The organism is Paenibacillus sp. ISL-20, from assembly GCF_018613005.1.
Classification (GTDB): domain Bacteria; phylum Bacillota; class Bacilli; order Paenibacillales; family Paenibacillaceae; genus Paenibacillus_AQ.
Genome location: NZ_JAGGRD010000036.1, coordinates 223,317 through 237,127 on the forward strand (window position 1 = coordinate 223,317; position 13,811 = coordinate 237,127).

The window sequence follows — 13,811 nt, forward strand, 5'->3', positions numbered from 1 at the left end:
TCTCCAGTGATACAATCAATTCATAAATTTAGATTCAGTCTAAAATCAATTATAGAATGATGGAGGGTTCATCTATGGATAGAATGACTACCAATCAAGGGGCTCCAGTCGGAGATAACCAAAACTCCAAAACGGCAGGACGCCGCGGACCGACGCTGCTTGAGGATTATCATCTGATCGAAAAAATCGCCCACTTCGACCGTGAACGGATTCCGGAGCGTGTCGTTCATGCCCGCGGGGCAGGTGCACATGGCACATTTGTTGTGGAGAACGACATGAAGCCTTATACGAAAGCGGCATTCCTGCAGGAAATCGGTCAGGAAACTCCTGTGTTTGTTCGCTTCTCCACGGTTATTCATGGAACGGGGTCACCTGAAACGGCACGCGACCCACGCGGATTTGCCGTGAAGTTCTATACGGAGGAAGGCAACTATGACATTGTAGGGAACCATATTCCAGTCTTCTTTATTCGGGACGCGATTAAATTCCCGGATATGGTGCATTCCTTGAAACCTTCGCCGGAGACTAACATTCAGGAGCCTGGCCGTTACTGGGACTTTATGACGCTGTCCCCGGAATCCACGCAAATGATGACCTGGGTGTTCTCGGATCATGGCACACCAGCGAACTATCGCGAGATGGATGGCTTCAGTGTCCACGCCTTCAAGTGGGTGAATAGCGAAGGCAAAGTGACTTACATTAAATACAAATGGGAATCCGTACAAGGCGTGAAAACGCTGAATGCCGATGAAGTGGTCGAAGTGCAGGGCAAGGACTTCAATCACGCCACCCGTGATCTTCATGAGCACATTGCAAACGGGAACCTCCCGAAATGGCGCCTGCAGGTACAGCTGATGTCCCCGGAAGAAATGGATGAATTGTCCTTTGATCCACTGGATGCTACAAAGACCTGGCCGGAGGATCGCTTCCCGTTCGTAACGGTCGGCACCATGACTTTGAATCGCAATCCGCAGAACTTCTTTGCCGAAGTTGAGCAGGCCGCCTTCTCCCCAAGTGCGCTGGTGCCTGGCATTGAGCCGTCTGAGGATAAACTGCTGCAAGGCCGGTTATTCTCTTACCCGGATACGCAGCGTCATCGACTCGGTGCGAATTATTTGCAGATCCCGATTAACTGCCCATATGCTCCTGTGCGTAATCATCAACGGGATGGCTTAATGAATGTGAATCAAGATCCGTCGCCGGTAAACTATGAGCCGAACAGCTATACAACAGGTCCTGTGGAAGACCCGTCTCTAAGTGAAAGCGAAGCACCGCTCACCGGGCGTGTCGTTCGCCAGCGTATCGAGAAAACGGATGATTTCACCCAGGCCGGAGAACTGTACCGTTCGTTTACGGAACAGGAGAAGGATCATCTGATTCGCAATCTGGTTGATGACCTGAGTCAGGTCAAATCCGATATTCAGCTCCGTGCCGTATGCAATTTCTACCGTGCGGACGCCGAATATGGTGCAAGACTCGCTGCCGGGATTGGTGTAGACCTGAGCGCATTCATACCTTCCAATCAGCCGAAGTAACGTAGTTTGAACATATAAGAGCCAGCCATCTTTGTTTTTCGCTGTGCAGGATGGAGGGCCTTTATATAGAGGTGGTCTATGACCGCCGCCAAGAGGGGTACCCGTATAACATGGGTACCCCTCTTTTTGTGGAAATAATTACCTATGCATACTGCATAATGAATGGTCTAAGAGATGCCGATAAGTTGAAGGGAGTATTTTTTTATAGAAGACAGGTGAGATTCACTGCAGTTTAGAAAGGAAAGAAACCAATGAAGAAAAAAAGAGCTAATCGTATTAGAAGAAACCTGATTCTCACATTTCTGCTCGTGCTTCTTGTGCCCAGCTGCGCCATCGGTATTATCACTTACCGTGACGCCAAGGGAACTGTCGAGGATGAGATTCTGCGCAGTGCATCGCTGAGCGTCGAGACGGCGAATAAGATCATTAATCACACGCTGCAATCCAAGTTCGATGACCTGAATTATTTAAGCGTGGCGATGAAGTCCGCGGAAATCGACAAGGAACTTGAAGCGAAAGCGGGTTCAACTATCAATGCACTGAAGCAGTACTTGGGACTTCATCCGGAGACGGTGGATGTATTTATCGGTACGGCACAGGCTGGCATTATCAAGGCATCAGGGGAAAAGCTGCCGTCCGACTATGATCCTAGACAAACGGAATGGTTCCAGCAGGCAATGAATGCATCGGGCCAACCGATTATTACAGCCCCCTATACTTCGAACACGGGCTCCCTGATTGTAGTAACGCTAGCTCAGATGCTGCCTGACGGCAAAGGCGTTGTGGGCATTGATCTCAACCTTCATAGCATCCGGAGTCTGGTCGAAGTGCAGGTAGGTAAAGAAGGCTATACGATGGTGCTGGATCAAAATCACAAATATCTGTTTCACCCCGATTATGACGCAGGGACGGACGCGTTGGCTAAGGAAGCTTGGGTCTCCAAGATGTATGAGCAGCCAACCGGTCATTTTCACTTTGATCATAACGGCATCGAGAAACAATTGAACTACATTACGAATGAACGAACCGGCTGGAAAATTGCCGGGACCATGTTTGTTAAGGAGGTCGACGACTCTGTTAATGGCATCCGCAAAACGATGATTGTGGTTATGAGCGTTTCGCTGCTAGCCGCCTTAATCATGGTGACTTGGAATGTAAGCTCTGTGATCAAACCGATCCGCCGTATGCGCCAAGCAACGGAAGTCATTAGCGAGGGGGATCTGACGCTTCGCATGAATGGCTTCAAGCGTGACGAGATTGGAGAGTTGGCTGATCACTTTCAGCAGATGGTGGATAGTCTCAGGGACATGGTTCACGGGGTCAAAGCCATGACGGAGAATGTTTCCGCATCGTCCGAGCAATTGTCCGCAAGCGCCCTTCAAAATACAAGTGCCGTCGAGCATGTCACGTCTTCCATTCAGGAGGTTGCCGCCGGAAGTGAACGGCAGTTGAACGCTGCGGAGGAGATTCTGAAGGGTATTCTTCAAGTATCCCGGCATGCTGATGACATTGCGGATGTATTGGAGAAGGTTACAGCGGCCATGAACCAGACGGAGGAATTGGCCCAAGAAGGGAACCAGACGGTGATTACCGCAGCCGCGACCATGCAGGATATTGATCATGCGATGAACGATCTGAATGGGGTTATCCATCAGCTGTCTGAGCGGACCGAGGAGATCGGCGGTATCGCCTCGGCCATTACCGACATTGCCAAGGAGACAAGTCTATTATCGCTGAATGCCTCAATCGAAGCTGCAAGAGCTGGGGAGCAGGGCAAAGGATTTGCGGTTGTAGCCGCGGAAATCCGTAAGCTTGCTCAAAGGTCGGAAAGCTCAGCGGATTACATATCGGGCCTGATTACAGGGATACTGGCAGAAGTGGAACGAACCATGGAGATGACGGAAGCCGCCAGGCAGAAGGTATCGGACGGCGTTGACGCAGCGGATCTGACCGGACGCTCCTTCTCCCGTATCAAAAAGGCAGTACATACGGTGTCCGGCCAGGTAAAAACCACTTCGAAATCGGCTAAGGAATTGGCTCAAGATACAGCTTCCACGAAAAAGTCCGTTGAAGATATCCGCGGGGTGTCGGAGCAAACGTCAAGCCAGACCCAGACGATATCGGCAGCCTCTCAGGAACAGCTTGCTTCCATGGAAGAGGTCAGCGCTTCTGCTGCGGATTTAAGCCGGTTAGCTGAAGCCCTGCAGGAGATGGTGAAACGCTTTAAGATTTAAGATATTCAAGGGCGTGTAGTATGCCCCGAATATTTCATGTTGAAGCAGCAAAGGAGTTTATATTCCGTTGCTGCTTTTTTGTTTGTGCAGGAAAGGGGGGCTTTATGAAGAATAAGACCAAAGTGGCTTTATCTCTAGGAGCAGGGCCTTTATACTGGAGTCAACTGCTAGAAGCTGTAAGACTAACGGATGCACAAGCTAGAAAATGATGAGAGTGGGGCATATAACATGGCACAGCATATGAAAGATCGGATCGTAGCTTTGGCTGGTCCGCGCAAGGCAGCAGACATGGCGAAGCTGGTGGAAAAGATGGGCGGCACCGCGCTGCTTCGCCCGGCTCAGGGAACCGTATTTTTGGATGATGAAGTACTGCGCCGTTCGATCGAAGCTTGGCTCAAGGCGCCTGCACCGTGGGCGATATTTACGACGGGAATCGGCCTGGAGGCCATTTATGATACAGCAGAACAGATGGGCCTTTTGGATACATTGAATGAAACGCTGCAGAGCACCTCGATTGCGGCAAGAGGGTACAAAACGGCCAATGCACTGAAAAAGCGCGGGCTGGCACCGGTCGTCAGAGATGATGACGGCAGTACGTCGGGGCTGATCCGGTCACTTGCGCCGCATGACCTGTCGGGCAAGCGCGTCATTCTTCAGCTGCATGGCGAGTCTGCCCCGAAGCTGGTGGAGTGGCTGGAAAGTCGTGGGGCGGTAGTAGAGCAGATCCTGCCTTATAAGCACATTCCGCCGCTGGAGGAGGATGTTTCGCAACTCGTTGATGAAATTGTGGGCGGCAAGGTTCATGCGGTTGCTTTTACAAGCGCGCCTCAGTTTCGTTTTCTTGCGGATTATGCACGTGCCCATGGCAAGCTGGAGGCTGTGCTGGAGGCGTTCCGTGGACCGGTCGTGGCAGCGGCTGTCGGCAAGGTTACGGCCCAGGGACTTCGTGAGGAAGGCATTGAACGCATGGTGGTTCCCGAGGAGGAGCGAATGGGCAGCATGATGGTGGCGCTTGGCCGCTACTTTGCTCAAAACCAAGAATAATGTCATGATATAACGTAATGAAGTTGGGGAGATTTCAGTCCATACCAGCTTCTTCATGCATGTTCCTAAGGATCATGTGAAATATTGAGTAGTAAATAGGAGGACGACCGATGGATAAAAGAAAAGCATTGCTGCTTGGCAGCTATACCCACCCGAAGTTTCATCCGCTGCAAGGCATCGATAAACAAATGACACACCTACTGAACGACATGTTCACCGTGCAGTGCACGGAAAATCATAAAATGCTGCATGAAAGCAATCTCTACCCTTACGAGCTCTGCATCGCCTACAGCGACCTATGGGACGAGCGCGTTTCGCCCCGGCAGACCGCAGGTCTGCTGTCCTATGTAAGCGGAGGCGGCGGCTTGCTTGTGATTCATAATGGCGTTACGCTGGCCAATCGTTATGAGCTGGCGCAGCTGATCGGCGCTCGTTTTGACGGACACCCGCCCATGGAGAAGCTGTACTTCGTTCCGGGGGAGACCGATCATGATATTACGGAAGGCGTAGAGCCTTTTGTGCTGGACGAGGAGCCTTATCGGTTCATATTCAGTCCGTTTACGGAAAAAACCGTGCTGCTGCATTATGAATTCGAAGGCAAGCAGTGGCCTGCTGCCTGGTGCCATACGTATGGCATCGGACGTGTGGTCTTCTTGATGCCGGGCCATCACGAGCCGTCCTTTCTCCAGCCTCAGCTGCGTTTAATGATTACGCAAGCGGCCAAGTGGGCTGCACGCGTTCCGGGTTAAGAAGCCATTTCGAAAGGATCGGTAGGAGGGACGCGCTTGAGCGGGAAGATACTAATTGTTGAGGATGAAGCGAAAATATCCCGTTTGCTTGAAATTGAGCTGGAGAGTGAAGGCTATCAGGTCACCAAGGCGGATAACGGGCTGGATGCGCTGGAGGCATACCGCAGTCAGGACGTCGATTTAATTCTGCTGGATGTCATGCTCCCCGGTTTGAGCGGGATTGAGCTGCTGCGGCGGATTCGTGCCCATGATTCCCACACTGCCGTACTGCTGCTGACAGCCAAGAGCTCCGTTGAGGATAAAGTATCAGGGCTTGATCTTGGAGCCAATGATTATATAACGAAGCCGTTTCAGATTGAGGAGCTGCTGGCGCGGATTCGTGCTGCGCTGCGGCTCCAAGGCAAGCAGGAGCCGGAAGAGCAGGCGGCAGGAGAGTGGCTTACGGCAGCGGATTTGAAATTGAACGAAGGTACGCGGGAAGTCATTCGCGATGGCAGAAGGATCGATCTGACGCCGCGTGAATTTGACTTGCTCGTATATTTACTGAAGAACAAGCGGCAGGTGCTGAACCGCGAGCAGATTCTCGCTGCTGTATGGGGATACGATTATTACGGCGACACCAACGTCGTCGATGTATATATACGTTATGTCCGCAAGAAAATCGATCATGACAGCACATCCGAGCTCATTCACACCGTCCGCGGCGTCGGCTATGTGTTGAAAGAGACCCCATGAAGCTGAGCAGTAAAATCCACCTCTATTCATCGGTGCTGATGGCGGCCATTCTGATTGTCATGAACTTATCCGTATACTATGTGTTCAGCAAAATGACGGTGGACAGCCAACTGGAGCAAGCGGAAGCCGAGGACTCCAGAATATCGAGGGAAATGGCCAAGGCTGCGGATACGATTCCGGTGGGCGAATTGCTTCGGAGCTATGTGCCGCTGGACGGGAAGATTCAATTGCTCGGACCCAATGAACGGTATCCATCTACTTGGGTGACTTCCTCCGGAGAGGATATGGATGAGCTCAAGCTGCCTTACGATACGAAGAGGCACGTAAAGGTCGTCGAGTATGAAAATATCCGGTACACGATGGTTTCCCTGCCCCTCATCTGGAGAGACGGGGTCGTGGTCAATATCCAGGTCGCCCGCAGTCTTGCCGCTACGATGGAGACGCTCCAAGTGCTGCGAATCGTGCTGGTCGCCGTAACCGCAATTGCCTTAGTTCCGGTCATCATCTCGACGCGGATATTGGGGCGTTTAATCGTGCAGCCGATTACGGCTTTGATCCAAACGATGCGGGAGATCCGGCAAAGCGGGCGGTTTCGGCGAATCGAGCTGAAGGAGAAGTCGAAGGATGAATTGGTGGAGATGGGGGCTGCATTCAACGATATGATTACGCTGCTGGAGAGCAATCATGCAAGGCAGGAGCAATTCGTGTCCAATGCTTCCCATGAGTTAAAGACACCGCTCACCATCATCGAGAGTTACGCCAGTTTGTTGAAGCGGCGAGGTCTGGACCGACCCGAGCTATTCATGGAATCCGTTGAAGCGATCCATTCGGAAGCGATCCGGATGAAGGAGCTGACGGAGCAACTGCTGCTGCTTGCCCGCAATCAGGATCAATGGCAGGTCGAAATGGAGCAGGTGGATCTGGTGACATTATCGGAGTCTTCCGCGCGCGCATTTCGCGATGCCTATAACCGCACGGTGGAGGTTGAAGCCGATGGCGGGATTCTCGGCTGGACGGACAGCCGCAGGCTGAAGCAGCTCTTGTTTATTCTGCTGGATAATGCGCGCAAATACAGCGATGAACATATCGTCATCCAGGTTGGCAGGAAGCCAGCGGAAGTTTATATTCGGGTCATCGACCGCGGAATCGGCATTGCCAAAGATGAGCTGGAGCACGTCTTCGACCGTTTCTACCGGGTGGACGAGGCTCGTACCCGCCGGGGTGGGGGCGCCGGCCTTGGTCTGTCCTTGGCAAAGGAGATCGCAGAGGCCATCTCGGCTTCGATAGAGCTGGATAGCCTGCCGGGTGTGGGTACAACCGCCACGATTCGGCTTCAAGCAACGAAATAAAAGGCAGCCAACTCCCCTTTTTCTCATCGTATTCTAACCATGCTGCGCTATACTGACGGTAAAGACAGATTGTATCCGAGGTGATTCGATGCGTAAAAAAGTCAGTCTGCTGCTGGGTGTCGTGATGCTGGTAGCAGCTATGATTATTGTGAATGCGGTGTGGAGTCCTTTTAGCCCTTCAACTTCCGCCATGTCAACGGATGAAGTGATGGAGGAGGTGCTCTCCCAATATCCTGGCGGCGAAATAAGAAAGACCACGCTGGATGGCGGGGTGTATCGATTGGAGCTGCAGTCGGCTACCGGAACGTATGAGATGACGGTGGATGCCCGCCAAGGCGACATCGTGTCCATCCAGCAGCTGGATGAGGGGGCTTCGGAGCCCCCTACTGAACCGGTTGAGCCCACGGAGCCGGATCCAGATACTCCTCCTTCCGAGCCAGCAGATCACGGTGACAAGGAAGCAACAGGGGGAACGACGGGCCGGGAAAGCGGAAACGGAAGCGACACTTCGGAACCGCCTGCAACGATGATTACCAAAGAATATGCGATCAAGCTTTCTTTAGAGAAGGTACCGGGAACGGTTGAAGACGTGGAATATCGCGAGAACAAGAGCAGCCGTTACTACCTGGTGGAGATCGAGCGGGAAGACGGACGTGAAGCGACCATTCAAGTCCATGCGATTACCGGTAAGATCATGACGGTGACTTGGGATGATGAGGACGATTGATGAATAGATGAGAGGTCTTGTCCGTGTTTTCTCATCGTTTTCTAATCTTTCTCTCCGAAAGCTCTCATGTTGAGAGGGTATATTGGGTTTGTAGAGATCAACAGGAGAGAATCATGAGGAGGCGTAAGATAATGAAGAAGAAAATATGGTGGGCAGGCGCCCTGTCCTTAGCCATCGCGGCAAGTGGAGTATACGGCTATAATGCTGTACAGGCGGCAGGATCCGGACAGACGACTGCAGCGAGAACTCAGGCAGCAGCGGAGCAACAGCAGCAGCTGATCGGAATGGAAAAAGCAGAACAATTGGCACTGGCTGCTGCTAGCGGCAAAGTGGAGAGCATGGATATAGACCGGAAAAAGGGCAAGCTGGTCTACGATGTGGAGATCCAGCAGAATAACCGGGATGTGGATGTTTGGATTGATGCCTATACCGGCAAATCCCTTGGTGTAAGAGTGGACCGGGATGACGATGATGATCGTAACAACCTTCCAGGCAATCTGATCGGTGCCGGCAAGGCATCCGCTATCGCCGTTAAACACGTTAAGGGCGGGACGGCTGTGGAAGTGGATCTGGACCAAGATGACGGCAGATGGGTGTATGATGTCGAAGTGAAGACAGCAAACGGATCATCCGACGTAGAAGTCCATGCGGTCAGCGGTAAAGTGATCAAGGCAGAGTATGAGAAATACGACGACCATGATGACCATCATGATTGGGATCATGATGATCATGATGGGGATGACGACTAAGTCATTCTCTATCTTAGGGGATAGCATTTAAAAGCGAACAGGTGGATCATTTTCTTCCCGCCTGTTCGCTTTTTCCATTGTATTTTACATAATAAGCATGGCTGGAATGCAATTTCTTGTTATCCGAATGCGGATTGCCCTCATATTTCATGTGAAATCAGGGGAAATTGATAAGGCAGCTTCTCTATACTTATGAAAGCAAGTCCAAGGATAGATGTTTTTACCAGCGTTAAAGGTTATAATGGAACCAGACAACGACCGGGAGGGATATACCGTGAGTGATCTTTTTAAGAAAGCAATCTCGTTAGGATTGGGCCTTACCGTGGTCAGCAAGGAAAAAGTTGAGAAAATCGTGGATGATCTGGTCAAACGTGGGGAGCTTGCTCCTGCGGAGTCCAAAGCGCTTGTGAACCGTCTCGTCGAACGCGGCGAAGAGGAGCAGTCGCAGATCAAGACCTATATTTATGAACAGGTGCAGCGTGTATTGTCCGATCTGGATGTTCCCAAAGAGAGTGATGTCGCCAGCCTGGAACAGCGCATTGCTACTCTGGAGAAGAAGGTTGTAGAACTGGAAGGATCGCGGCAGGAATAGATGGCGGTCCGAATCCGACATGCCGGACGTTACCGGGAAATCGCCATGGCGCTCATGCGTCATGGCTTTGGCTATATGGTGGAAGAGATGGGACTGTTTCATGTTCTGTCGCTGCCTGTTCGCTGGAGTTCCAGGGAACAGCCGGAGACGATTACGCTCGGGGAACGCATACGGCGAGTGCTTGAGGATCTTGGCCCCGCCTTCGTAAAGCTCGGACAGTTGGCGAGTACAAGATCGGATCTGCTGCCAGACCATATTATCCAGGAATTGGTGAAGCTGCAGGAGCGGGTACCTCCTTTTTCTTCCGTGAGCGCACGGGAGTTGATTGAGCAAGAGTGGGGTATGCCGATCGATGAGGTGTTGAGTGAGTTTGAAGACAAACCGCTGGCCGCTGCCTCGATTGGGCAGGTCCATGCCGGGAAGCTGAAGTCCGGAGAGCATGTAGCGATCAAGGTTCAGCGACCCGGGGTAGCGCGAATGATCGGTCGTGACTTGGAGATATTGCGGGATTTAATCTCGATTGCCGAGCGCCACTGGGAATGGGTGAAGCAGTACCGTGTAGACCGGATTGTTGACGAATTTGCCAGAGCGATGATGGCAGAGCTGGATTACAGCCATGAAGCCCGAAACGCAGAGAAGATAGCCTCCCAGATGTCGGAGCATGAATTTATCCGCATTCCGCGGATTTATTGGGAGTACACGTCTTCCAAGGTGCTGATGATGGAGTATGTCGATGGCATCACTTTAAGCCGGAGGCAGGAGATCGTGGACAAGGGACATGATCTGAAGGCAATCGCTGAACATTTGATCGATGGCATGCTGCAGCAGGTCTTTATTGAGGGATTTTTTCATGCCGATCCTCATCCGGGGAATTTACTTGTCAGGGAGGACGGCAAGCTGGTCTTTCTGGACTTTGGGCTGGTGGGGCATCTCAGTGAAGATATGAAGGACCATCTGTCCGGACTCATTATTGCCTTGATGCGGCGGAATTCGGAAGGGATGATCCGGGCGATTTCCAAAATGGGATTGATCCCGGACGATTGCGATATGGATTCGCTCCGGTCGGATATGGACCGGTTGCGGGGAGAGTATTATGATGTGCCGTTCGCACAAGTGCGGATCGGCAAGGCGTTGACGGATCTGTTTGCCGTTGCCCAGCGGCACGGGATTATGCTGCCGCCCGATTTGACGCTGCTTGGCAAGTCATTGCTGACGCTGGAAGGCGTCATCGAGATGCTGGACCCGAACCTGAGCATTATTGATATGGCGGAGCCTTTTGGCCGAAAGCTATTGAAGAAGCGGTATAATACCCGCCGGATCGGCAGGAAGGTGCTGGATGGGGTGAGCGGACTTGCCGAGAGTTTGCTTGAGCTGCCCGGACAGGCCAGGCAGCTGTCGGCACTGATCAGCAAGGGGAAGCTGCGGGTAGAGATCAGTGTTCCGGAACTGAAAACCCTGATGCGCAAGCTGGATCAGGTCAGTAACCGGCTCTCCTTCAGCATTGTGCTTCTGGCTTTCAGCATCATCATGGTGGGTCTGATTATCGGTTCATCGCTGAGCCGGGAGCCGATGATGCTGTGGAGTTTCCCCGTGATTGAAGTTGGATTCATTGTAGCCTTGCTCATGGTTGCATGGCTGCTGTATGCCATTTTCAAATCCGGCAGGTTCTAACCGGCAGACTCCGCTCGTGTCCGCTTGCGCTGCTGTACCCAAGTCTGGACTCCGATGAGGATCCACTCTATGAGGTGAAAGAATACGGCAATGAGAAGCGCTTGCAACCAGCCGCCGACAGGAATGCCGGGCACGATCAGAGACGCTATGTATAGCAGAACCGTGTCGGTCACGACTGTAACCGCCTGTTTAATATAGATGGAGGTATCCTTGCGAAGCAGCAGCCTTAGCAGGGTGATAATCAAAGGATGAAGGATACCTTCGAAGATCAGGAACCCAATCAGGATGGTAAGCGAGAAGCTGAGCCATAAGCCCTGACCGTCGTAAGCCAGGATTTCACCTGATCCCGATGGATCAGACATGGGAAACCACCGGGCATATAACATCGTGAAGAGTTCTAACGGTATAATGATAAAGGCCGACAACAGCGGGATAAGCCACAGCTTCTTTCGGAAGGGGACGATAGGCTCCCCGTCGCGTCTTGAGATATAATTCATCATCAGATTGATCAGGCCGAACAGGACCATCAGGATGAGTGCTGACAGGATGATCTGTAGGGTATGCATATCGGGGACACCTCCTCGCTGGTGCAAACTGGATTTTTCTATATCATTGACATTACCAAAGTCAGGGTCTTTTGTCAGTCGAAAAGAAAAACAACAAAAATGTTCCGGTGTTCTTAGAACGAATTCGATCGGCATTTTGTTGGGACTTATATGTAAATATGTCTGTTTGCTAAATCCAATCGATTTAACGCAAGCAGATGCTAAATAATTTAAATGAGGTGGAACGTTTGCCGAACTTTCAACAGCTGGGCATTGACGAACAAAGAGTACGGAAACTGAAGGAGCAGGGAATTGCGGTGCCGACTCCGGTACAGCAAGAGAGCATCCCGCCGCTGCTGCAAGGAAAGGACGTTATCGCCCGGGCAAAGACGGGCACTGGCAAAACGCTGGCTTTCATGCTGCCGATTCTGCAGCATATCGATCCCAAGCGGGCGTACCCGCAGGCGCTCATTATTGCGCCGACACGGGAATTGGCATTGCAGATTACGGAAGAAGCCAAGAAGCTGACAGCCGGCGAACCGGACGGGATCAAAATCCTGGCAGTCTATGGTGGTCAGGACGTGGAGAAACAGCTCCGAAAGCTCGAGGGCGGACGACATTTGATCATCGGAACACCGGGCCGATTGCTGGATCATTTACGCCGGGGCACGCTTGAGCTGGGCGGCGTGAAGCAGCTGGTGCTGGACGAAGCCGACCAGATGCTGCACATGGGCTTTCTGGACGAGGTCGAGACACTGATCCATGCGCTTCCGTATCGGCGCCAGACGATGCTCTTCTCGGCCACGATGCCTGCCGGCGTGAAGCAGCTTGCCGGCAGCTATATGAATGAACCTGTCGATATCGTCATTAAGGGGACTTCCCCGATCCCGCTGGAGCAGATCCAGCAGGTTGTGGTCGAGTGTACGGACCGCTCCAAGCAGGATGCGCTGCGGGCCATGCTCGAGGAGCATAACCCTTTTCTCGCGATTATCTTCTGCCGGACGAAGCGTAGAGCAACTATATTGAATGAGGCGCTGCTGGCCCATGGGTATCAATCGGACGAGCTTCATGGTGACCTGTCACAGGCCAAACGGGAAGCGGTGATGAAGCGATTCCGGGATGCCAAACTGCAGCTGCTGGTTGCAACGGACGTTGCCGCAAGGGGGCTTGACGTTGAAGGCGTGACCCATGTCTATAACTACGATATGCCTCATGATGTTGATAGTTACATCCATCGTATCGGACGGACCGGACGGGCCGGGGGGAACGGGATGGCTATCACGTTCGCTGCCGGTAAGGATCTTAACGATCTACAGCGCATCGAGGAAGGGATCTCCCTTCGCTTGAAGCGCGTGCGCTATGATTCCAGTGCTGGAGGCCTTCGGGAAAGCATCGGCGGCTCAGGCAGGGATACGGGCAGACCGGGAAAAGCAAGAAACATCTCTTCGCTTGAATCTGATCAAGAACGTGGTCAAGGCAGAAGCCGGGCAGATCGCGGTACGGGTTCCGGGCGGAGCCGCGGTAGCGAGCAGGGTAGAGGAAGAGCCGGATCGTCACGCAGAGATGAGCGTGGCTCCGGACGGACTGGAAGCCGCGACGGTCGTCCAGGCGAGGGACGCGGACCATCGTCGGCTGGAGGTCTCAGCAGCGGCAGTCGTGACGGCGGGCGTGCAGGCGAAGGCCGTGGACAGTCACAGGCCGGAACACGTGGCAGCAGCAGCCGTGGACAGTCCAGAACCGAGGGTCGGGGAAATCAAGGCAGTCGCGGTGGACAAGGCGGTACACGATCATCCGAAGGCCGCGGCGCAAGAGGCCAGAGTGGTGGACGGCGCGGAGGCCGCAGCCGCTAGCAGGTATAGGAGATTTTTGGAAGGCATCTGT

Annotated in this window: 12 protein-coding genes; 11 read left to right on the forward strand and 1 reads right to left on the reverse strand. The window is 52.7% G+C overall.

Annotation, left to right across the window (positions count from 1 at the left end; genetic code table 11):
- Positions 1–74: 74 nt before the first annotated feature.
- The 10 genes from J7E85_RS21875 (at position 75) to J7E85_RS21920 (ending at position 11,385) form a co-directional block, all read left to right on the forward strand.
- Positions 75–1,535, forward strand: coding sequence for a catalase (locus J7E85_RS21875; protein WP_215161476.1), 1,461 nt, complete (start codon positions 75–77; stop codon positions 1,533–1,535).
- A gap of 251 nt (positions 1,536–1,786) precedes the next feature.
- Entirely contained in the window at positions 1,787–3,769 is a 1,983-nt protein-coding gene (locus tag J7E85_RS21880) for a methyl-accepting chemotaxis protein (protein WP_215161478.1), read from the forward strand.
- Between the two features lie 228 nt (positions 3,770–3,997).
- Positions 3,998–4,813, forward strand: coding sequence for a uroporphyrinogen-III synthase (locus tag J7E85_RS21885; protein ID WP_215161480.1), 816 nt, complete (start codon positions 3,998–4,000; stop codon positions 4,811–4,813).
- A gap of 110 nt (positions 4,814–4,923) precedes the next feature.
- The gene (locus J7E85_RS21890; RefSeq protein WP_076323920.1) at positions 4,924–5,562 is read left to right on the forward strand and encodes a ThuA domain-containing protein; all 639 of its coding nucleotides are present in this window, start codon (positions 4,924–4,926) and stop codon (positions 5,560–5,562) included.
- Positions 5,563–5,598: 36 nt separating this feature from the next.
- Positions 5,599–6,297 carry a response regulator transcription factor gene (locus J7E85_RS21895; protein ID WP_076323921.1) on the forward strand — a complete coding sequence of 233 codons (699 nt, stop codon included), beginning with the start codon at positions 5,599–5,601 and terminating at the stop codon, positions 6,295–6,297.
- A complete protein-coding gene (locus J7E85_RS21900) occupies positions 6,294–7,646 on the forward strand; it encodes a sensor histidine kinase (protein WP_215161482.1) in 1,353 nt (450 codons plus the stop codon). The genes J7E85_RS21895 and J7E85_RS21900 overlap by 4 nt, the downstream gene beginning before the upstream one ends.
- 88 nt (positions 7,647–7,734) lie before the next feature.
- Positions 7,735–8,373: a PepSY domain-containing protein gene (locus J7E85_RS21905; protein ID WP_215161484.1), complete on the forward strand. Its 639-nt coding sequence runs from the start codon at positions 7,735–7,737 to the stop codon at positions 8,371–8,373.
- Between the two features lie 131 nt (positions 8,374–8,504).
- Entirely contained in the window at positions 8,505–9,122 is a 618-nt protein-coding gene (locus J7E85_RS21910; protein WP_215161486.1) for a PepSY domain-containing protein, read from the forward strand.
- Positions 9,123–9,396: 274 nt separating this feature from the next.
- A complete protein-coding gene (locus J7E85_RS21915) occupies positions 9,397–9,714 on the forward strand; it encodes a phasin family protein (RefSeq protein WP_076323924.1) in 318 nt (105 codons plus the stop codon).
- Positions 9,715–11,385 carry an ABC1 kinase family protein gene (locus J7E85_RS21920; RefSeq protein ID WP_215161488.1) on the forward strand — a complete coding sequence of 557 codons (1,671 nt, stop codon included), beginning with the start codon at positions 9,715–9,717 and terminating at the stop codon, positions 11,383–11,385.
- Here the strand turns inward: J7E85_RS21920 and J7E85_RS21925 are convergent.
- On the reverse strand, positions 11,382–11,951 hold the full coding sequence (locus J7E85_RS21925; RefSeq protein ID WP_215161489.1) for a hypothetical protein: 570 nt from the start codon (positions 11,949–11,951) through the stop codon (positions 11,382–11,384). The genes J7E85_RS21920 and J7E85_RS21925 overlap by 4 nt on opposite strands.
- A gap of 197 nt (positions 11,952–12,148) precedes the next feature.
- Here J7E85_RS21925 and J7E85_RS21930 point away from each other — a divergent pair, with 197 nt between their 5' ends.
- Positions 12,149–13,780, forward strand: a complete 1,632-nt coding sequence (locus J7E85_RS21930; RefSeq protein WP_215161491.1) for a DEAD/DEAH box helicase — start codon at positions 12,149–12,151, stop codon at positions 13,778–13,780.
- The last annotated feature ends 31 nt before the right edge of the window (positions 13,781–13,811 follow it).